Annotated in this window: 21 protein-coding genes, 1 rRNA gene and 1 riboswitch; of the genes, 2 read left to right on the top strand and 20 right to left on the bottom strand. The window is 48.8% G+C overall.

Going from position 1 to position 18,287, the window contains the following annotated elements; genetic code table 11:
• Positions 1-53: 53 nt before the first annotated feature.
• The 8 genes from ACQKPA_RS32125 to ACQKPA_RS32160 all read right to left on the bottom strand — a co-directional run bounded on the left by ACQKPA_RS32125 (position 54) and on the right by ACQKPA_RS32160 (position 7,701).
• Positions 54-236 (bottom strand): small, acid-soluble spore protein, alpha/beta type, encoded by a 183-nt coding sequence (locus ACQKPA_RS32125; RefSeq protein ID WP_009591920.1) that lies wholly within the window; start codon positions 234-236, stop codon positions 54-56.
• A gap of 235 nt (positions 237-471) precedes the next feature.
• Positions 472-747 carry a biofilm formation stimulator Veg gene (gene veg, locus ACQKPA_RS32130; RefSeq protein WP_006207415.1) on the bottom strand — a complete coding sequence of 92 codons (276 nt, stop codon included), beginning with the start codon at positions 745-747 and terminating at the stop codon, positions 472-474.
• 289 nt (positions 748-1,036) lie between these two features.
• Positions 1,037-1,939: a sporulation peptidase YabG gene (gene yabG, locus ACQKPA_RS32135; protein WP_071221088.1), complete on the bottom strand. Its 903-nt coding sequence runs from the start codon at positions 1,937-1,939 to the stop codon at positions 1,037-1,039.
• Positions 1,940-2,051: 112 nt separating this feature from the next.
• Positions 2,052-2,936: a 16S rRNA (adenine(1518)-N(6)/adenine(1519)-N(6))-dimethyltransferase RsmA gene (gene rsmA / locus ACQKPA_RS32140; protein WP_427496339.1), complete on the bottom strand. Its 885-nt coding sequence runs from the start codon at positions 2,934-2,936 to the stop codon at positions 2,052-2,054.
• Positions 2,933-3,484 carry a ribonuclease M5 gene (rnmV, locus tag ACQKPA_RS32145; RefSeq protein ID WP_098741214.1) on the bottom strand — a complete coding sequence of 184 codons (552 nt, stop codon included), beginning with the start codon at positions 3,482-3,484 and terminating at the stop codon, positions 2,933-2,935. The genes rsmA and rnmV overlap by 4 nt, the downstream gene beginning before the upstream one ends.
• A 185-nt stretch (positions 3,485-3,669) precedes the next feature.
• A complete protein-coding gene (locus ACQKPA_RS32150) occupies positions 3,670-4,857 on the bottom strand; it encodes a G5 domain-containing protein (protein WP_427496340.1) in 1,188 nt (395 codons plus the stop codon).
• A 271-nt stretch (positions 4,858-5,128) separates the two neighbouring features.
• A riboswitch (cyclic di-AMP (ydaO/yuaA leader) is annotated at positions 5,129-5,343 on the bottom strand.
• A gap of 205 nt (positions 5,344-5,548) precedes the next feature.
• The gene (locus ACQKPA_RS32155) at positions 5,549-6,313 is read right to left on the bottom strand and encodes a TatD family hydrolase (protein ID WP_427496351.1); all 765 of its coding nucleotides are present in this window, start codon (positions 6,311-6,313) and stop codon (positions 5,549-5,551) included.
• A gap of 98 nt (positions 6,314-6,411) precedes the next feature.
• On the bottom strand, positions 6,412-7,701 hold the full coding sequence (locus ACQKPA_RS32160) for an HD domain-containing protein (protein WP_427496341.1): 1,290 nt from the start codon (positions 7,699-7,701) through the stop codon (positions 6,412-6,414).
• Positions 7,702-8,023: 322 nt separating this feature from the next.
• Here ACQKPA_RS32160 and ACQKPA_RS32165 point away from each other — a divergent pair, with 322 nt between their 5' ends.
• Positions 8,024-8,278 (top strand): AbrB/MazE/SpoVT family DNA-binding domain-containing protein, encoded by a 255-nt coding sequence (locus ACQKPA_RS32165; RefSeq protein ID WP_006207408.1) that lies wholly within the window; start codon positions 8,024-8,026, stop codon positions 8,276-8,278.
• A gap of 194 nt (positions 8,279-8,472) precedes the next feature.
• Here the strand turns inward: ACQKPA_RS32165 and rsmI are convergent, their stop codons facing one another.
• The 10 genes from rsmI to ACQKPA_RS32215 all read right to left on the bottom strand — a co-directional run bounded on the left by rsmI (position 8,473) and on the right by ACQKPA_RS32215 (position 16,569).
• Positions 8,473-9,366: a 16S rRNA (cytidine(1402)-2'-O)-methyltransferase gene (gene rsmI / locus ACQKPA_RS32170; protein WP_427496342.1), complete on the bottom strand. Its 894-nt coding sequence runs from the start codon at positions 9,364-9,366 to the stop codon at positions 8,473-8,475.
• Positions 9,363-10,130, bottom strand: a complete 768-nt coding sequence (locus ACQKPA_RS32175; RefSeq protein WP_194540289.1) for a tRNA1(Val) (adenine(37)-N6)-methyltransferase — start codon at positions 10,128-10,130, stop codon at positions 9,363-9,365. Before ACQKPA_RS32175 ends, rsmI begins: the two co-directional genes overlap by 4 nt.
• Before the next feature lie 205 nt (positions 10,131-10,335).
• Positions 10,336-10,704 (bottom strand): DNA replication initiation control protein YabA, encoded by a 369-nt coding sequence (gene yabA, locus ACQKPA_RS32180; RefSeq protein ID WP_009591928.1) that lies wholly within the window; start codon positions 10,702-10,704, stop codon positions 10,336-10,338.
• A gap of 32 nt (positions 10,705-10,736) precedes the next feature.
• Positions 10,737-11,537: a PSP1 domain-containing protein gene (locus ACQKPA_RS32185; protein ID WP_427496343.1), complete on the bottom strand. Its 801-nt coding sequence runs from the start codon at positions 11,535-11,537 to the stop codon at positions 10,737-10,739.
• 56 nt (positions 11,538-11,593) lie between these two features.
• Positions 11,594-12,580 carry a DNA polymerase III subunit delta' gene (gene holB, locus ACQKPA_RS32190; protein WP_427496344.1) on the bottom strand — a complete coding sequence of 329 codons (987 nt, stop codon included), beginning with the start codon at positions 12,578-12,580 and terminating at the stop codon, positions 11,594-11,596.
• Positions 12,581-12,666: 86 nt separating this feature from the next.
• Positions 12,667-13,110: a YaaR family protein gene (locus ACQKPA_RS32195; RefSeq protein WP_427496345.1), complete on the bottom strand. Its 444-nt coding sequence runs from the start codon at positions 13,108-13,110 to the stop codon at positions 12,667-12,669.
• Positions 13,111-13,448: 338 nt separating this feature from the next.
• On the bottom strand, positions 13,449-13,778 hold the full coding sequence (locus ACQKPA_RS32200; protein WP_006207400.1) for a cyclic-di-AMP receptor: 330 nt from the start codon (positions 13,776-13,778) through the stop codon (positions 13,449-13,451).
• Positions 13,779-13,842: 64 nt separating this feature from the next.
• Positions 13,843-14,487 carry a dTMP kinase gene (gene tmk, locus ACQKPA_RS32205; protein ID WP_427496346.1) on the bottom strand — a complete coding sequence of 215 codons (645 nt, stop codon included), beginning with the start codon at positions 14,485-14,487 and terminating at the stop codon, positions 13,843-13,845.
• An 89-nt stretch (positions 14,488-14,576) separates the two neighbouring features.
• Complete coding sequence (locus ACQKPA_RS32210; RefSeq protein ID WP_427496347.1) at positions 14,577-16,244, bottom strand: aminotransferase class I/II-fold pyridoxal phosphate-dependent enzyme; 1,668 nt, start codon at positions 16,242-16,244, stop codon at positions 14,577-14,579.
• Between the two features lie 139 nt (positions 16,245-16,383).
• The gene (locus ACQKPA_RS32215) at positions 16,384-16,569 is read right to left on the bottom strand and encodes a sigma factor G inhibitor Gin (RefSeq protein WP_071221101.1); all 186 of its coding nucleotides are present in this window, start codon (positions 16,567-16,569) and stop codon (positions 16,384-16,386) included.
• Positions 16,570-16,800: 231 nt separating this feature from the next.
• On the opposite strand from ACQKPA_RS32215, the gene ACQKPA_RS32220 reads away from it, so the two are divergent.
• Positions 16,801-17,322 (top strand): hypothetical protein, encoded by a 522-nt coding sequence (locus ACQKPA_RS32220; protein WP_427496348.1) that lies wholly within the window; start codon positions 16,801-16,803, stop codon positions 17,320-17,322.
• Positions 17,323-17,411: 89 nt separating this feature from the next.
• Here ACQKPA_RS32220 and ACQKPA_RS32225 read toward each other — a convergent pair whose 3' ends face one another.
• Together ACQKPA_RS32225 and rrf are read right to left on the bottom strand one after the other, a co-directional pair.
• Positions 17,412-17,849, bottom strand: a complete 438-nt coding sequence (locus tag ACQKPA_RS32225) for a hypothetical protein (RefSeq protein ID WP_427496349.1) — start codon at positions 17,847-17,849, stop codon at positions 17,412-17,414.
• A gap of 346 nt (positions 17,850-18,195) precedes the next feature.
• Positions 18,196-18,287, bottom strand: a 5S ribosomal RNA gene (rrf, locus tag ACQKPA_RS32230); the annotation flags it as partial.

An 18,287-nucleotide genomic window follows, 5' to 3' on the forward strand; every position in this document is an offset into this window, starting at 1 on the left:
CAAACAGGGGCTTCCGCTTAACCGGAAGCCCCTGCCGCGTTATGGTCTTTCTCTTACAGATCGGATTTGCGGGCTGCCCGCTCCGCGAGCTCAATCGCCCGTTTTACCATGTTGCCGGCATCCTTGGCCTTAATGCCTCCCCAGCCTTCTTTTTCCACGGTATCGTAGAATCCCAATTCCTTAGCCAATTCGGTCTTCAATTGATCGGACATAATGCTTCGTCTTCTCCTGCTCATCAATCCCGCCTCCTTGGAAAATGTATTGAGTATGGCATGAACAGCATCCGGCGCGATGCAGTGGCCTTTTACGCCCCCCCTGCAAACTTAACCTCCATCACCGCATATGGAACGGATAAAGAAGGCCTCGCGCAGCCTTAGTATGTGTTCAACTTCCGCTTGTCATTCTCCCCGGTTCGATGGCAACAAAAAACAGCCTCCCTGTAAGTGGAGACTGCTCTCTCATGACATATCGTTATGACTTGATATAGGTGATTCGCATCTCGTTGTCATCACCGGTTACCATGATTTCCACGGTTTCGGTCAGAATATCGGCATAACTGTAGGACACACGTTTAAAAGTTTGCTGGTCTTGATCCAGCTTCACAATGAAAACAGAAGGGTACGTTTCTTCCAAAACACCAGTACGCTCGACGGTCTTCCGACGGCCACCGTTAGCCCGAAGCGTAATTTTTTGCCCTAAATGGGCATCGAGACTGCGTTTGATTTCCAACAGCGCGTTTTTAGCCATTGTCGACGACCACCTCTTTCCTTGTCCATTATACAAAAGATTCAGTCATTTGTCAATTCAAAAACATTAATTATATCAGCATCAAAAATATATTGTCAACGTATTTTTTTTGACCCTGTATTTCTCGTGTGCATTTGCTTTAATATGTGCTAAATTGACAAGCTTTATGTATTTTTTTTGACAACTTTCTTAAAGAATTGAAACAAAAAATAAAGAACCCCAGCTTGTGGGGTTCTGCTCGGGTCTTTCTTCAACGGCCGATAAGCCTCTTTCAGAACACAGAATGTGCCTAACTCACCGAAGGCGTAACCTTCAATGTGGACAAATCCTGCAGCTTGGGCAGACCGATCCGGTAGCTGCCTCTCGTCTCGATTCCGCCCACGCCCTGGCTGCCGCTGATCGTATGATGTACAACATCATGAATGTTCACGGTATCCCTGACCGACGTATAGGCTGCCTTGGCGGCGACGTAGACGGGATCCAGCGCATGAATGAGGATTCGCCCCGGCGAGCTGGCAAAATTGGCTCCCGCCTGCAGCAGCGCTTCAAAATGCGATTGGCACGCCCCGGCCACAATGACTAGGGAATCCAGATTCCGCTCATATTGACGTGCCACCTGAATGGCCGTGACAAAGTTGTGTGAATTCTTATAGCTGTCCAGGCTATATAAATCGTATGGCTGTCGTCTCTTCAGAACTCCATCATGACCCGTAATTACCACGATATCAGGTCTTACCCGCGGAAGAAGACGATATAATGAATCGGCCATCCCCGACTCATTGATATAATGGCCTTCCGCTGGGACCCGAAGCTGATTGTACAAGGTCAAACTCTTCTTCAGGTATTGGGGATCCCCATCCAAATGCAGCACTTTGCCCGGCACGTCAAAATATCCTTTATCCGCAAGCTGGCCGCCTTCGATATTGCGCAGGCTGGCCAGTTGACGCTCGCTCTGCTCCTGTCTGTGCTTCTGCAGGCGGTCCAGCGACTCATTGGCTTTGATCTGTGCCTGCTTTGTTCGTTCGCTTAAGGTGGGATGCGGGACCGTGACCAGATCATCAACGGGAGCATCGGCCAGTAACCGGAATTCCGTCCCTTTGATGACGATATTGTTATTTTGCCGCATGCCTTCTACCCGGAACGTTACATCGCCGCCGTAGGATTTACGAACGACCAAGTCTCCCAAGTTCATCACAACATCACCCCTACCCTATGGTATGGGCCACTGTGACTATTGGTTCTTGGAAACATCAATTTATCGGGTCGAGACCTTCCGCGGGTCTATGGACGCTCTAATGGCCGTATTAACGAATATCCGCGTTGTACAATATGTTGCTAAGCCGGGCATACTCCTCAATACTAAGGGTCTCACCGCGCCGTGAAGGCTCGATGCCCGCCTCCTGCAGCAGCTGCTCCAGCCGTTCACGGCCTTCTCCCGGAAAGAACCGGCTCTTCAGATTATTGGCAATCGTCTTCCTCCGCTGGGCGAAAGAGGCCTGGACCACCTCGAAGAAGAAGCCTTCGTTTTCTACGCTGACAGGAGGCTGTTCCCGGACCGCCAAGCGAATAACTGCCGAAGCGACATTCGGCTGCGGGATAAACACCGTATGCGGCACAATACAGACCAGCTTAGGCTCACTGTAATATTGAACGGCAATGCTAAGGCTGCCGTAATCCTTGCTTCCCGGTGCCGCCGCCATCCGCTCTGCCACTTCTTTCTGAATCATCACCACGATATTCTCCAGCGGCAGCTTCTCCTCCAGCAGCTTCATGAGAATCGGCGTCGTCACATAATACGGCAGATTCGCAACCACACTTACCTTCGATACGCCCGCAAAATCCTGACGGAACAGTTCGTGAAGATCCACCTTCAGGACATCCCCATGATGCACCTTCACATTCTCATAGGGCTCCAGGACCTCCCGCAGGATGGGAATCAGGCGCTGATCAATTTCGACCGCGGTGACAGTTCCTGCCGTCTGTGCCAGCTTCTCGGTTAACGCACCGATCCCAGGCCCGATCTCAAGCGCTCCCTTATCTTCATCCAGTCCTGCAGCCTCCACGATTTTATACAATATATTCTGATCGATGAGAAAGTTTTGACCCAGACTCTTCTTGAAGGAGAATCCATGCCGTGAGATGATCTCCTTCGTCCGTCTTGGTGTTGATATATCCTCGATCCGATTCATTGGCTTACGCCCCCTTCTTCCAGCTGTGCAAGCGCGGCCAGAAATTCTTCCCGCGATATTTGAAACATGGCCAATCGTTTATGGAATTGCTTGCTGTTGCAATATCCGATCCCGAGCAGGTTTCCCATCGTCATACGCCTTGCAGCCGCCTCCGGGTGGGCTGATAATCCAGCCTCCAGCATGTCCTCCAGACTGATTAGGCTCTCTCCACCCTCAAAGGAGGTATGGACCCGCTCCAGCGCACGCCGTATCGCTTCTGGCGAGGCATTCTCCACGCCGATATCCCCTTTGCGGGTAGCATCCGCTTCCGGAATAAAGGCATGCTTGCAGCCAGGGACACCCTGATCCACAATTTTGCGGATCCGCTCCCCTGCATGGTCAGGATCCGTTAATATAATAACGCCTCTGCGCTCCTGAGCAAGCGCTATGCGTTTCAGGATTTGTTTATTGATCGCTGAGCCGCCCGTTTCGATCGTATCCGCTTCTACGGCCCGTTTAATGGCAACGGTATCGTCTCTGCCTTCCACTACAATCACTTCTTTAATCATGCGTTTGTTCTCTTCCTTCCCAAGAAAACAGGCTTGTACAACCTCTAGGTTCCACCATCTTAGCCCTATATACTCCGTTCTTAACAAAACAAAAGAAGAGGAAATATTCCCTCTTCTTCATCATTATATATTATAAGCTAAATAGTATAGCATTAGAATGGTATTGTAAATTGGAATTCATGCGTCTAGTTCAATTCAGGTTTAACCGGACCGATCACGTAAACGGTGCGGCCGCTCTTCCGGCCGAAATTTATGGCCGATTTCAGTGAATCATAATAAACATCGATTTTGTTGCCTTTGATGGCACCGCCCGTATCTTCTGCACGACGGAAGCCAATGCCTTCGATATAGACCCACCAGCCGATCGGGATGATGTTAGGATCAACGGCGATGGTGCGCCCTTCTGTAACGCGTGTGCCGGATGCAGTGCGTGTACCGATACCCTGCTGCTCAGCGGAATACGCCGTCATCGACACGTTGTTCAATACCTTGCTGTATTTAAAATCAACGCCTGCCCGAGAAACCACGTTGTTCTCGACAGCCTTGGCGGTCGTTACTTTTTTCGTACCGGACAATTTAGCCGGTGTAGCCTTTACATCGGTGGCTGCCGCCTGAACGATGACAGGCTTCTCCACTTTTTTCGTGCCAACGGCAATGATTTTATCCTTCGTTCTGCGTTCAATTTCTTGGGAGACCTTCGTCTTGGAAACCAGCTTGCCATTGTGGTAGACCTTCTCATAATGGTTCACCATGAGACCAGGCTCGCCCCGCTGAATAACGCGGTTATCGCCTCTCTCAAGCGATGGGTCGGCTGTTTTGATCACACGGAAATCCCGATCTTCCGTCTCCTTAACTTTTTGCTTCGTGACGCGAACGACATCGATATTCATATTGCTGGTCAGCTTCGTGTTCTGTGCCGGTTGTACTATATCTTCACCCTGGATCGTAATACCAGCCTCTTTAAGTACATGATCAACCGTATCCTGGGATGTAAATATGGTTTTGGTTGTGCTGCCTACTGTAACTTTGACTGGAATTGCCCGGTCAATGATGATCCGGTCTCCATCCTGGATCGCGCCGTTTAAAGGCATCGAAATCTGATCCTGAGGACTCAACGTGATCGCTTGCTCATCCAGCAATTCCTGCAGCAATGATCCACGTGTTTCAACTGTGGTGACACGACCATCGACGACAAGCTGAACCTCCTTGCCTGCCTGATCATGTACGACCAACGATATGAGAAGTGATACCGTAACGGCACCCATGGCACCGAGCAACATCAGTTGACGCAAATTGTCATGCTTCCATCTCAATGCGTAAGACATGCTGGATGATTGTGATTCATGGGTTTCTTCAGGTTGAAAAATGCCCACTATTCCATCCTCCTTCATAGTCCCGCCGTCTAGGTAAACGCATGAATGCATTTGACGTGACTATAGCAATTTTTCTCACAAGGCGCCCTGCTATCTATCTACACCCTGCGTCAATTCCCGTCTTTCCGTCCATGTACCACCACCCCTTGTTTACCAAGAGTATGATGATCCCCTCTCCATTATTCAAAAATAAAAGAAAGCCATTGAAAGAGTACTAGAGGCTCTAACGTGGCTTCCTGATGATTAGAATCATGGAAATGGTATGCACGAGAATTCCCCTCTTATTTCGCTTACGGAGTTAGCTGTCGGGTTCGGACGTAAGAGAGACGCCCTAGATCCGGATACCCGCTCATGGCGAGATCCTTCAAATTCACCCCAAAGACCCGAAAAAGAAATCAAATACAGCTGCGCGCATTCAGACCAGTATGCACGGCGGTATCGGTTCCCCCGTTCTCCAGAATTTCAGAGATTAAGCGAGACGGTTCATGAAATATTCGGCCGCGATCTGCACATCGCAGCTTCTTATCACTGAAAAGATGATATCCTGTTTGTATGCAGGTTGTAAAGCAACATTCAACCACATTTTCTCATGTAAAAGGTTAAAATATTGTAATATCAACGCCTTTTCTGATTAAAAAACTTTAATTAATCGAAAATGCTCCCTTTTTCATCGCTTTTGCTCTCGTTTTCGCTAAATACCAAATCGTTCCAGCGCATTTTGGGTGGTAATTTGGGCCAATTCCTCATAGGACAACCCTCTAATTTCGGCTGCCGCCTCCGCCACTAATTTTACATATGCGGTCTCATTTCGTTTCCCGCGGAAGGGATGAGGTGTCAGGTAAGGGGAGTCAGTTTCGATCAATAATCGATCAAGCGGAACCTGCGCCAAAACCTCTTTGGGCTGCTTTGCATTTTTGAAGGTAATCGGCCCGCCAAACGAAATATGGAATCCCATATCGAGACACATTTTGGCCGTTTCCCAGCTTCCGGAGAAAGAATGCATGACACCGCCCACCTCGGAGGCTTTTTCCTCGCGCAAAATTCTCACGATATCTTCATGCGCATCCCGATTATGAATGACAATCGGCATGTTCAATTCCCGGGCCAGTCCGATCTGACGCCGAAGCACTCGGTGCTGAACTTCTTTCGGAGACGTATCCCAATAATAGTCCAAACCGATCTCTCCTATAGCCACCACTTTCTCATGACTGCACAAAGAGGCGATCCAATCCAGGTCCTGATCCTCCATGCTAATGGCGTCTACAGGATGCCAGCCCACCGCTGCATATATAAAATTATAGGTTTCTGCCAGCTTCATCGTAGTCGGAATCGTCTCCCGGTTAAATCCAATATTAATCATCCGGGTCACGCCGGCTTCGAGCGCCCGCTGGATTGCCTCTTCCCGGTCTTCGTCGAATTGGGCAGCATCCATATGAGTGTGCGTGTCGAATAACATAAAATCCACACTCTCCTTCCTGTCGTTTCTGTGTCGTATATCTTCCATTAGCTGGGTAAATTTGCAGGTAAACCAAGCGTTTCTGTATTCCATCTAGGTTAATGTTGTTGTTTGAAAACACTGGCTATCTTCTCCGGCATTTGAGCCAGCAGCGGACTTACCTTCTCCTCCGGATAATAAAGATGGTACCGTCCTTTATGAATGCCGCTGATCGAGCGTACAATATCGGATACCTCCGAGATTTCCTTCAGCTCATCATGCCGATCCAGAAGCAGGATTTGCTTCTCGTTAAGCGGCATATCGGAATGAACCTTATCATAAGGAAGATCCGTTGGAAAATCAATCTCCAGGTCATATTCCGGATGCAGTCCCACGGCATTGAATGCGTGGCGTATCCCGTCGATGGTCTCCAGATCGATGTTGTCGATTTCTACATATTTGTAGAGCTTTCGGTGCATGAAACGGCCGCATAATTCGCTAAGAAGCGGATCTTCCTCTTCCGTCCATTGCAGAAAGGCCGTTTGGATCAGAGCTTCATCAAGGCGCAGATATTGATTCACCCCGATATCCCCCGAAAACAACGCAGGAAGCGGATCGATCATGAATCGGAAAGCATATCCACGGTCATGCAGTTCCTTGGCCCGGCGGAAGATTTGGCGCAGGATGATTTCGGAGCTTCGGGTGACGGGATGAAAGTACACCTGCCAGTACATCTGATACCTTGACATTAGGTAATCCTCTACGGCATGCATACCCGATTCCTTCACGACGACCCGATCCCGGTACGGCCGCAGCATCCGCAAGATCCGGTCAATATCAATCGTTCCGTAATTGACTCCCGTATAATACGCATCCCTTAACAAATAATCCATCCGGTCTGCATCCAGCGGACTAGTGACCAGGTTAATCACAATCGGCTTGTCGTAGGTTTTGTTAATAACCGAAGCCACTTTCTCGGGGAAATCCGCTCCGAGCTCCCGCAGTACCTGATTAACGCAAGTATCCCCAAGCAGGATCCGGCATGTCCAATCCTCGTGATTCATATGAAAAGCTTCTTCTATAGAATGAGAAAAAGGCCCATGCCCCAAATCATGCAGCAGGGCCGCGCAGAGGGCAACTTGCCTTTCCTCAGCAGGCCAATCGGAGTACCCCCTTCGTTCGAATTGAGAGATGATTCTTCTCGTAATTTCATAGACTCCCAGTGAATGAGAGAATCGGCTGTGTTCGGCCCCGTGAAAGGTCAGAAATGAAGTCCCAAGCTGTCTCACCCGGCGGAGCCGCTGGAATTCCGGGGTATCGATTAATCGCCATATGATATCGTCTTGCACATGAATATAATTGTGGACGGGATCCTTAAACACTTTTTCTTCCGAAATTGGTGAATGCATTCCATCTCAACTCCTTATCGTTTTGATTTGGGTTTTTGCCGATAAACACTTCTTTTGACATCTAATGTCGAACAATGTCGAATATGGTAAAATCACGCTTTCCAAATCGACAAATAGAAAATCGCAGCAAAAATTGGTTCGATTATGGTAGTTACGTTGCTATACAAGGGTTTTGTTCACTATACTTTCGTAAAAGGTTCCGATTTTTCAAAAATATAGGTTGACTGTTTTGGGAATCGTTGGTACTATAAATAACATAAAAACTAGAACTATGTCGAATTATGACTTTTTTAAATTATGGCGAGAGGGGCATTTATAAGTTATGATGAAATCAACAGGAATTGTAAGGAAAGTCGATGAGCTTGGACGGGTCGTCATTCCAATTGAGTTACGCCGTACGCTCGGAATTGGTGAGAAAGATGCATTGGAGATTTATGTAGACGGCGAGCGCATCATGCTTAAGAAATATGAGCCTGCCTGCATCTTCTGTGGTAACGCTGAGAATGTCACTTACTTCAAAGGTAAAATTGTTTGCCATGAATGTATCTCGGAAATCCCTACACCTGTGACAAATTAAGATTTTTAGTATATAATAGCATTATTACATTTTGTTAATTCTAACCTTTTTCATATCTCCTTGGTGCCTTCCTCGGCTATGAACCCGGCCGCAGGAGGGTCTTTTTTTGATATTAAAGAATTTATAAGTTTTCAGCGAAGCATGCCCCACTATGTGGGGCTGTTTTATTATCCTCTGCGCCAAGTTATGCAGGATCACGACTCCGTCAGGAGTGCGTTATATATATCCCGCTTCGATACACCGCGATCACTCGCGGTTTTTTTCATGGCATCCTTGCGGCTTAGTCCTTCCCGCTCATAATGTTCCACATGCTCCTCGAGCGAAAGCTCCTGCCACCAGGCATTTTTCTCTTTAAGCTCCTCTTCTGCACTGCCGGCTTCAACCACCAAACAATATTCTCCCAGCGGCGGATGCACCGTGAGCCAGTCCAGGCATTCGGAGATGCTTCCGCGCAAGAATTCCTCGTAGCGCTTGGTCAGTTCGCGAGCCAAGGCCACCTTCCGATTTCCCAGTACCTCCTGCAAGATCTCCAGGGTCTTTTTCACACGATGCGGAGATTCATAAAATAATAACGTTCCCTGCGCCGATTGCAAAGCTTGCAGCTGCTGGACGATATCTTTACGCTCCCGCGGCAAAAAGCCGATAAACGTAAACCGTTCGGTCGGCAAACCCGACACGATTAAGGCGGAAAGAGCGGCATTGGCCCCCGGGATCGGAATGACTGAAATCCCCGCTTCAATCGCAAGTGAAACCAGATCACTGCCAGGGTCGGAAATCGCCGGCAGACCGGCGTCGCTGACGAGTGCCACATTTTTTCCTTCTATTATATAACGTATGATTTCAGGCCCGCTGGCCGCCTTATTATGCTCGTGATAACTAAACAGCGGCTTAGCCGGAATTTCAAAATGGGTCAGCAGCTTGCGTGACTGCCTCGTATCCTCTGCCGCGATAATATCGCATTCCTGAAGGATGCGCACGGCGCGATAGGTCATATCCTCCAAATTACCGATCGGCGTTGCCACCAAATACAGAGAACCCGGGCTTCCCTCTCCCTGGTCGGCATAACTTTGCTGTACAAGATTTCTCATTCGTTCGTCTCATCCTTATGTGTTCCGTAGTAAATTTCCATAAAATCCGGTCCGTAGTTTCCTTGCTCATCATACACGATCAGCGGAGGCTTCAGCCGAACCTCAGGCTTCCCGTCCCGAATCCCCTCGATAAGCACCATGTTCGCTTCCATATTCACGCGCGGATGGACAAAGCGGATGACTTTGGGCTCAATCCGGTATTTGCTCATCAGCGTAATGATTTCTGCCAGCCGCAGGGGCTTGTGGACCATGCTCATCTTCCCGCCTTGGCGAAGCAGCCTTGCACAGGATTCAATTACTTCCTCAAGCGTACAGTGAATTTCATGCCTGGCAATCGCCTGGTGCTCATTCAGCTTCAAGTCACTGCCATTCATCGGCATATAAGGCGGGTTAACCGTAATCAGGTCGTACGCTCCATACCCTTTTTCCTTGTACAGTTCCCGCAGATCTCCCTCATGAATCGTGATCTGATCCTGGAGATCATTCATCTCAACGCTCCGTCTGGCCATGTCTGCAAGTCTGGGCTGAATCTCAATCCCCTCGATCGGCGCGCCTGTACGTGTTGACAGCAGGATCGGAACAACTCCGTTTCCCGTGCACATATCCAAAATACGGCCCCTGCGCGGAATGCTGGCAAACCTGGCGAGCAGGACGGCATCCATGGAAAAGCTGAATACCTCCTCACTCTGGATGATGCCAAGCTCATGGGTAAGCAGATCATCAATCCGCTCGGATGGTTGCAATAACACTTCTTTCAATTTCATAGTTTCAACCCTTTATCTCCATAATTCCAAACACGCTCTTCTGGTGTATCGGCTCTCTACATAGTACCTGATAAAATGAAATACATAAAAGGCTGCTCTTCACATTGCATGACAAGCAGCCGTATGGTATTTTTTCAATCGCGATCCTTACAGTATAACCTTTCCATTCTAGAAAAAAACCGTAGGCAGTTTCTCCTACGGCTTCTTATTTATTCAAAAAAGATAAGCAGAACAGGCAATCCCCTTCCGTCCGCAGATGTCCGTAATAGACATTGCAGATGTGGAAGCCTTCATGATACAGCCGAGCCAGGTTATCATATCCCTCGCCGACCACATCTTCATGTTCCTCATCCTTCACATGAGGCTGAGGTTGTAAAGCCACTGGGTTTTCCAATTCTGCCGGATTGACTTCCCGCTTTAAAATTTTCCGGAGCTGTTCATTTTCAAGACTGAGGCGATGGTTCTCTTCCAGCAGTTCCTTGATGACCAGCTTAAGTCCACCCAGTTCACTGTGTATATGTCCCATCTGTGTTTCCAACTCTTGAATGAGCACAAAAATGTTTTTCTTCTCCAAGTCTACACCCCGAAAATAAACATTCTATTGGACTATTTGATGACAACGTCATCCATTGGAAGTTCCTTCACCTTACCAATTTCAAACAGCTGAACATGAACCGTCCGCTTATCCGCATTCAGTCCGACTACTTTGCCTTCTCCAAGCGAAGTAACGACCATTTTCCCAGCGGATGGAAGCTCTTCTTTCACGCTTTCATAATTATCATGCTCAAACTTCAGGCAGCACATCAATCTTCCACATAGCCCGGAAATTTTAGTCGGATTGAGCGATAGGCTTTGATCCTTTGCCATCTTGATCGATACCGGCTCAAAATCGCCAAGCCATGAGGAACAGCACAGTACGCGTCCGCAAGGTCCAAGACCGCCGAGCATTTTCGCTTCATCGCGAACTCCAATCTGGCGAAGTTCGATTCTTGTACGGAATATACTGGCCAGATCCTTGACCAGCTCACGGAAATCCACACGGCCTTCCGCCGTGAAGTAGAAAATGATTTTGTTGCGGTCAAACGTAAATTCTACATCAACCAGCTTCATTTTCAGTTCGTGATCCCGAATTTTATTTAAACAGGTGGTGAATGCTTCCTTAGCCGCTTGTTTGTTTTCTTCAACCACACGGGCATCCGAATCACCAGCGATCCGAATGACCTTCTTGAGCGGAAGGACAACGTCTGATTCACCGACCTCCTTCTTTCCTATCACAACTTGACCATACTCAATGCCTCTCGCGGTTTCCACAATGACGGACTGTTCCTTCTCCACGGGCAGGTCGAGCGGATCAAAGTAATATATTTTGCCCGCCTTCTTAAAGCGGACACCTACTACACTGTACAAAAATAAACCCCCTTGTGCCTGTACATAATGGCCATTCTGCGGGCCTGGGGGTCTTCTCACGCCGGAGTGTTACCGCCCAAACCCATCAATAACTGCTCTAAACTGAGCTGTCCATTGACATTATAGCGTAACTTCTTCTGACACTCTGCGGCCAAATCCATGTATGACACCCACTGTGCTGTGCTGCGGGCTGATGCATGACCAGAGATATACTCTGCCTGATCTATGAAAACGAGAGACTCTTTCCTTCCATACTGGACATGGATCATGTCCTTAAACCATAAATGAAACATACTGAACAATAGGTCCAGATGATCTGAGAGTTCGGTTTTGAACACTTTTTGACTCGCTGTGATGATCGCTGAGCCGCTGCGGTTCAAAGACTCCTTCCCTAATTGTAACACTACGTTTCTAATTTCTGCAAACCAATTCTCACTCAATATTTTCCTGCACTCGTCAAGTCCTGATGAAAGGTGAACTGCGCAGCGTACAAGTGCGGCAGGATAACCTTCCCCCACAAGAACCTTCTCCATCATCTGCGAGTCTAAAGCCCGGAATGGAACCTGCTGGGATCTCGATTGAATGGTGGGCAAAAGGGCTTGTCCGTTCTCGGCAATCAGAATCGCTACAGCCGGCGCCTGGGGTTCCTCCAGAAATTTCAGCAGGCTGTTGGCTGCCTGCGTGGTCATCTTCTCCGCCCGGTCAATGATATAAACCTTAGGATTGCGATTCTCCGATCGATAGGAGAATATACGCTGAAGATCGCGAATCTGATCGATCTTAATGCTGGCTCCATCAGGCTCAACCAACGTAAGATCGGGATGGTTTCCATGATCTACCTTGCGGCATTCCAAACATTGACCGCAGGCATCGTCTTCAAGTTCCGTACAAAACAAAGCCTTGGCAAACATAAGCGCCGTCTGCATCTGTCCGGCACCATGAGGGCCGCTAAACAGATAGGCATGACTGACCGCATTACGGCGCAAGGCATTTTGCAGCAGTTGCTTCGCAGTCTCTTGACCTACGATATCATTAAAAGACATAAGTCCTCACTTTCTATCAATCCTTCATGATCCTCCTCGATGATGGAGCCGTCATGAATCACGATACGCTTCCTTGCTTTTTGCAGCTAGAATACAAGATTGATCAGCATGCCTCGAATTTCACCAACTCGGTTCAGCAGATCAATTCTCCCCTGCTCCGTATCCAGCAGTTCGTCCGCCATCGCGAGCAACGCAGAATCAACTTCATCGATTACATTATAACGCTTTCCGCGCCCCCGGCGGTCCCAGCCGCGCGTTTCCTTCATTTTCACACCGCGACGTACCGTTTCCTCCAGGAATCGGCGAACCATCAATTTATACGCTTTGAGCTCTCGAACGGTCATCGCCTTAGCCAATCGATCTCCTTGCATTGCAATTTCACGCATTTGACGACTCAGCTCTTCATGGGTCGCACGCTCTCCCTGCTGCTGCATCATATCCGAGAACGATCGCTTCTGAATCGGTCTGGCGTTGCCATCCGGCACCGTGAGTTCACTTTTCAAGGGCCGAAAGCCCGGATTGATCTTCACCTGAATCCACCGCCTATTGCGTTATTTCTTGCATCTAATAAAACGGAGGCATCCGGTACGTTCATTTCGAACAAACCTGTGCCTCACGTGAACGTACCTTGAAATGGATTGCTTGTCAAGCGATTCGCTGACAATTATCGATAAATCGGTCGATTATCCGGATTTCATTTAAATCATCCATCTAATTAAGATCATCTCCCGAGTGCGGCGATCTACGGTAACTATTTTTATTATGATACAGAAGTGGTTCAGAAGACTTTGGTTACAGGAGAACACAGCCGTCAAATATCCCAATAAAAACATCCGTTACGTATCTATCGCAGATCCAGAAAATGAATTTAGAAATGCTCGAATCGTTCTACAGGGAGAACAAACACGGTTGCGCCACCAACCTGCACTTCGACCGGAAGCGGCAAGTAGGAATCGGTTGTACCACTCATAGGGGTTACCGGGGTGACCAGCTGTTCACGAACTTTACAGCTTGTGCGAATGACACTGAGCACACTTTCAACCTGTGAATCGTCTACCCCGATCATAAAGGTGGTGTTCCCCGCCTTCAGGAAGCCGCCTGTACTTGCAAGCTTTGTTGCCCGAAAATTAGCTTTGACCAATGCGGCGGAGAGACGGTTGCTATCTTTATCCTGGACAATCGCAACTATCAATTTCATGGTAAACCCTCCTTGTTTATTTGGACATCGTATGTCCTTAACAGTACTTATTTGACAAACAATCTCAAAAATCCTTTAATATCGCGTCTTCCAAGTGACGAATCATTTCTCTTTCCACCTGAGTCGGCGTTTTGGAAGCATCCACAATGCGAATTCGATTCGGATTACGCTCTGCTACCAATAGATAGCCTTCCCTAACTTTCTCGTGAAATGCCATGGTCTCCATATCCAGACGATTCATTTCCCGTTCTGCATTTGCCGTGATCCGAGACATGCCAATCTTCGGCTCCACATCGAACAACAGCGTTAGATCCGGCATGCGGGTATCAATCGCAAATTGATTGATGTTCCATACCTCCTCCATGCCCAGTCCGCGTGCATATCCCTGGTAAACCAGACTGCTGTCCACGAACCGGTCACACAGTACCGTCAAGCCCTGGTTCAGAGCCGGCTCTACCTTCTCCACAAGATGCTGGCGGCGGGCTGCCGCATACAACAATGCTTCGGTCCGTGCATCCATCGCGGTATGCTCCGGATCGAGAATAATGGAGCGGATCTTCTCCGCAATCTCAATGCCGCCGGGCTCGCGTGTAATCAGATACGGAATTGAATGGTTCTGCATAAAGGCAGCGAGTCTGCCCATCATGGTCGTTTTACCCGATCCGTCTCCTCCTTCGATGGTAATAAATAGTGGTCTGCGATTATTCATAGCGTATCCTGCTTTCATCATTTGTTGATCGTGGATCTCGAAGTTATACGCCCTGGTATATACACCAACGTATAGTGGAGTCCCTTTCTTCACGTTTCCTTATAAACGACAATGGTTTGCAGCGTTGGGTCGGATATCCCCTGGCATTTGGCCCCTGCATTCCTTAATGCCAGGAGCCTCTGCTCCATTCTCACTGAGATGTCTTCGCCAGGGTATAAGATCGGTATGCCTGGCGGATAGGGAATAACCATCTCCGCCGCCTTTCGCCCAGCGCTCTTCGCTAACGGCACCGATTCCAACCTCTCCCTGTCAATCGGCTTGAGTGAGAAAGGAATTGGGACCGAATAAGGCATCTCTGCGGGCAAATTGTTCCACGTGGAAACATCAGAGACTAGTCTGGCTTCAGTTAACAAGTTAGCATCATCATCGAAATGATTGGAGTCCATATTCTCGCGGGCCACTCGCGGCTCATACCTCATGAAATCCCCCTGATCCCGCAATGTCCGGATCAGTAATTCCGTGCTCTCTGCCGTAGTGCCTGGTTCGGTTCCGATCCCTTCTGTCTTCTCCCCCTGCTCTACAATATGCACAAGAGCCCATAAGACGTGATTCGCATCTTCCCGAGTCGATGCCAGCGTAAACAATAAGACGACGCGCAGCTCGTCGCTCATCTCCGGCACACAGCCGCGCGCCTCTAGTGCGCGCTGGAGTGCATACCCGCTCAGGGACCCGGTGCGGTCATAAATGACCGCCTTGAACGGGTCCTGGCGGGTATACGCCGCAGCGGCCGTGCCCGCGGCGTGGCCCCCGGGCTGCGGCGGCTGCAGCAGCCCGAAGCGCGGCAGCTTCGCGAGGCCGCGCCGGAAGGTCTCCACGGCGGCCAGGCCAGCCGTGAAGGCGCCTGCGCCCTGCGTGTGCAGCAGGCGCCGCGCCAGATCCAGCGAAGCCATGAGCGGGTACGAGGGGCTGGAGCTCTGCACCATGGCCAGCCGCTGGCGCAGCAGGCTTCGATCCAGCAGCCCGCCCTGTACATGCAGCATGGCTCCCATCGTCATGGCGGCTAACATCTTGTGCGTGGATTGAACCACACCATCCACCCCGCATGACAAAGCGTTCATCGGCAGCTGGGGGTGCTGTCCGTAATGAGCACCATGCGCTTCGTCCACCAGCAGTGGAATGTTGCGCTTATGGCAAGCTTCCGCGAGCGGCCTTAAATCGCTCCCCATCCCGTAGTAGTTCGGCATCGTGACGATCGCCCCCCGCGCCTCAGGGTGGGCCTCAAGAGCCGCTGCCAGCGTAGCCGCAGATGGAGCAATGGCCAAACCGCTTGGCTTGTCCATCTCTGGCTGAAGAAACACCGCCCTTGCACCCGCCAGCATCAATCCGTTCAATACAGACTTGTGTACGTTCCGCTGTACAAGCACGATATCGCCCGGTTCACGGCAGACCGTCAGAATTAGCGCCAAGTTGCCGGCTGTACTTCCCCCTACCAGGAAGAAGCTTTCCTCTGCACCAAAACAATCGGCAGCCAGCTCCTGTGCTTCCTGAATAACGCCTTCAGGATGAAATAAATCATCGGTTCCGGTAATTTCCGTCACATCAATGCGCATGGCCTCTCGCAGCATCTCCGCAGCGTTACCTTCCTCCGCATATGCCCTGCCATTTTTATGACCAGGTACATGAAAAGATGAAGCCCCACGTTCTCGATACCATATTAAAGCTTCTGCAAGTGGGGCACGCTCTCTATGTGTAGTCATCGACATATCCCTTCGGATTACATTCTCTAACCTATTTTAACGCAATTTGAAACCTACGCCTACGTCCCCATGCACGGAAAGTCCCCTCTAAACAAAAAAAGGCCTTTCATTCAGGCCCATTTGACGCGTGTACCCGCATCTATGCATTTTTCGGCATGGCAATCTGTTTTAATTGACGAATGAAAAAATGATATTTGGCATCTTCCGCACTGGTATGAACGATTTCGGATTCACATTCCTCGCATACGAATTGCGAGACAATGGTGATTCCCTCTGTCTTCGTCTGATTGCATATGATACACACGTGTTCGGTCAATTCTTCCATAACCATCCCACCTTGATCCTTTTCCTATTAGTATGACACAGTTTCTATTATTTTAAACCTTTTCATAGGATATCGATCTACGCTTTATGTATATGTACCCCTTGGTGGCCTTGTGTCTGTACTTTTTTTTCAGCTTAATAAAAATATGATTTTGTCCGATAAAAACATAAAAGACTTAAACTTCTCGTCTATCGAAATTTACTTCTACTTAAAGGGGGAAGGCATAGCCCAATGGCAGATCCACACGGTCAAGCCACCTTTTATCACTATCGATTAATTAAAAAAATCCAAATTTCCAAAAGCTTGCTCATCCTCTACTTAAGTTTGCCTTGGCTAGCAGCGGCTGCAGGGACATTTTGGGTGTCACCGTATTTCCTGCTCTATCTGCTAATCGCCTTCCCGCTTATGTTATGGATCCAGTATGTCGTCGGACATACCGTGCTCATCCTATTAGGAGCAAGCTACCGGAAACGTTGGCGCTTCCGTCTGAGGTTGCCTTGGCTTGGTTATATACCGGATCAACACGTCAGCCGTCGCGTATTTAATTTGGTGCAGTTCTATACCTGTTGGGTGGGGATTGTCTTAAGCGTTACCATGGCCTTCTGGTCGCCGCTGCCTTTTGCCATCACGCTTCTGTTCTGGCATCTCTGGCTCCTTCTCCCACGCGGCTATACGATGCTGCGTCTAAGCGGCCAGCGTAAAGATGGCATGTTGAAAATGAATGAACAGGACATCTCCTACTACCTGCAATAATGTTGAAGCTCTGCATCCATCACTACATAGCTGTATAAACCCCTTTCAAAATTAAATAAAGACCTCATTCCGAAGTCGGAACGAGGTCTTTATTCAGTTGCTTTATTGCTTTCCAATCCCTGTATGGCTTGTTTTTTAAGCTGTGACGGAACCGTGATTATAAGAAAATCGTCATGCACCGATAGGTGGACGATACTTTTACCTTTTTCAAATACTAATGAAGAACCGTTATCTTCAACTTCCTTCTGCTTCCATCCCCAGGACTCAATCTCTTCCAGGTAGGCTTCAGGAATGCTGTCGTCTCCCTTTAAGCCCGGAAGCGCATACCGTACATAATCCAAGTCACTATTGCCTGTGGTTTGCTCCGTTTTATTCGCTTCCTTCGGAACCGGGAATGACTTCACATTCGCCGCGCCGTCAAAGGTTTCCCAGCTTGGTTTTGTGGATGCCCCACATCCGGATCCGATCAACACGATCGTAACGGCACAGATCATCCCTGCCACATGCAGACCACGTTTACACAACATGTAATTGTCCTCCTTCCCCCACAATAACCGGTCTCCAGATGAGTATTCATAGTTGGTTGGTTAATGGAGAACCTTCCAATCAGGCCTTATTTCCTACAGCCTGCGCATATCGGTAATCACATTCCCGATTATACCTAATTCTATTATACTGATTTTTGGCATGGTATCGGTAACAAAATCTTCATCTGTTTACGTCAATTTTAGGATCATGTTATATAACAGAGAAGCTGCTGACATCACGCTGCAGCATATATCATTAGTCGGACAATCTCTAAATCTGCACTTCATCAAAACTTCTATGAAAACAAATAAAAACCACCATCGATTACATCGACAGTGGTTTTTCGCTTGGCGACGTCCTACTCTCCCGGGACCCTTCGGTCCAAGTACCATCGGCGCTGGAAGGCTTAACGGTCGTGTTCGGTATGGGAACGCGTG

The sequence above is a fragment of the Paenibacillus sp. NPDC093718 genome (genome assembly GCF_050279985.1).
Taxonomy (GTDB): domain Bacteria; phylum Bacillota; class Bacilli; order Paenibacillales; family Paenibacillaceae; genus Paenibacillus_AQ.

Coding starts and splice junctions, on each gene's coding strand:
- ACQKPA_RS32125 (WP_009591920.1), bottom strand. CDS start 236: ATGAGCAGGAGAAGACGAAGCATTATGTCCGATCAATTGAAGACCGAA.
- veg (WP_006207415.1), bottom strand. CDS start 747: ATGGCTAAAAACGCGCTGTTGGAAATCAAACGCAGTCTCGATGCCCAT.
- yabG (WP_071221088.1), bottom strand. CDS start 1,939: ATGAACTTGGGAGACTTGGTCGTTCGTAAATCCTACGGCGGCGATGTA.
- rsmA (WP_427496339.1), bottom strand. CDS start 2,936: ATGAATCGGATCGAGGATATATCAACACCAAGACGGACGAAGGAGATC.
- rnmV (WP_098741214.1), bottom strand. CDS start 3,484: ATGATTAAAGAAGTGATTGTAGTGGAAGGCAGAGACGATACCGTTGCC.
- ACQKPA_RS32155 (WP_427496351.1), bottom strand. CDS start 6,313: ATGTTATTCGACACGCACACTCATATGGATGCTGCCCAATTCGACGAA.
- ACQKPA_RS32160 (WP_427496341.1), bottom strand. CDS start 7,701: ATGCATTCACCAATTTCGGAAGAAAAAGTGTTTAAGGATCCCGTCCAC.
- ACQKPA_RS32165 (WP_006207408.1), top strand. CDS start 8,024: ATGATGAAATCAACAGGAATTGTAAGGAAAGTCGATGAGCTTGGACGG.
- rsmI (WP_427496342.1), bottom strand. CDS start 9,366: ATGAGAAATCTTGTACAGCAAAGTTATGCCGACCAGGGAGAGGGAAGC.
- ACQKPA_RS32175 (WP_194540289.1), bottom strand. CDS start 10,130: ATGAAATTGAAAGAAGTGTTATTGCAACCATCCGAGCGGATTGATGAT.
- holB (WP_427496344.1), bottom strand. CDS start 12,580: ATGTCTTTTAATGATATCGTAGGTCAAGAGACTGCGAAGCAACTGCTG.
- ACQKPA_RS32200 (WP_006207400.1), bottom strand. CDS start 13,778: ATGAAATTGATAGTTGCGATTGTCCAGGATAAAGATAGCAACCGTCTC.
- tmk (WP_427496346.1), bottom strand. CDS start 14,487: ATGAATAATCGCAGACCACTATTTATTACCATCGAAGGAGGAGACGGA.
- ACQKPA_RS32210 (WP_427496347.1), bottom strand. CDS start 16,244: ATGACTACACATAGAGAGCGTGCCCCACTTGCAGAAGCTTTAATATGG.
- ACQKPA_RS32215 (WP_071221101.1), bottom strand. CDS start 16,569: ATGGAAGAATTGACCGAACACGTGTGTATCATATGCAATCAGACGAAG.
- ACQKPA_RS32220 (WP_427496348.1), top strand. CDS start 16,801: ATGGCAGATCCACACGGTCAAGCCACCTTTTATCACTATCGATTAATT.
- ACQKPA_RS32225 (WP_427496349.1), bottom strand. CDS start 17,849: ATGTTGTGTAAACGTGGTCTGCATGTGGCAGGGATGATCTGTGCCGTT.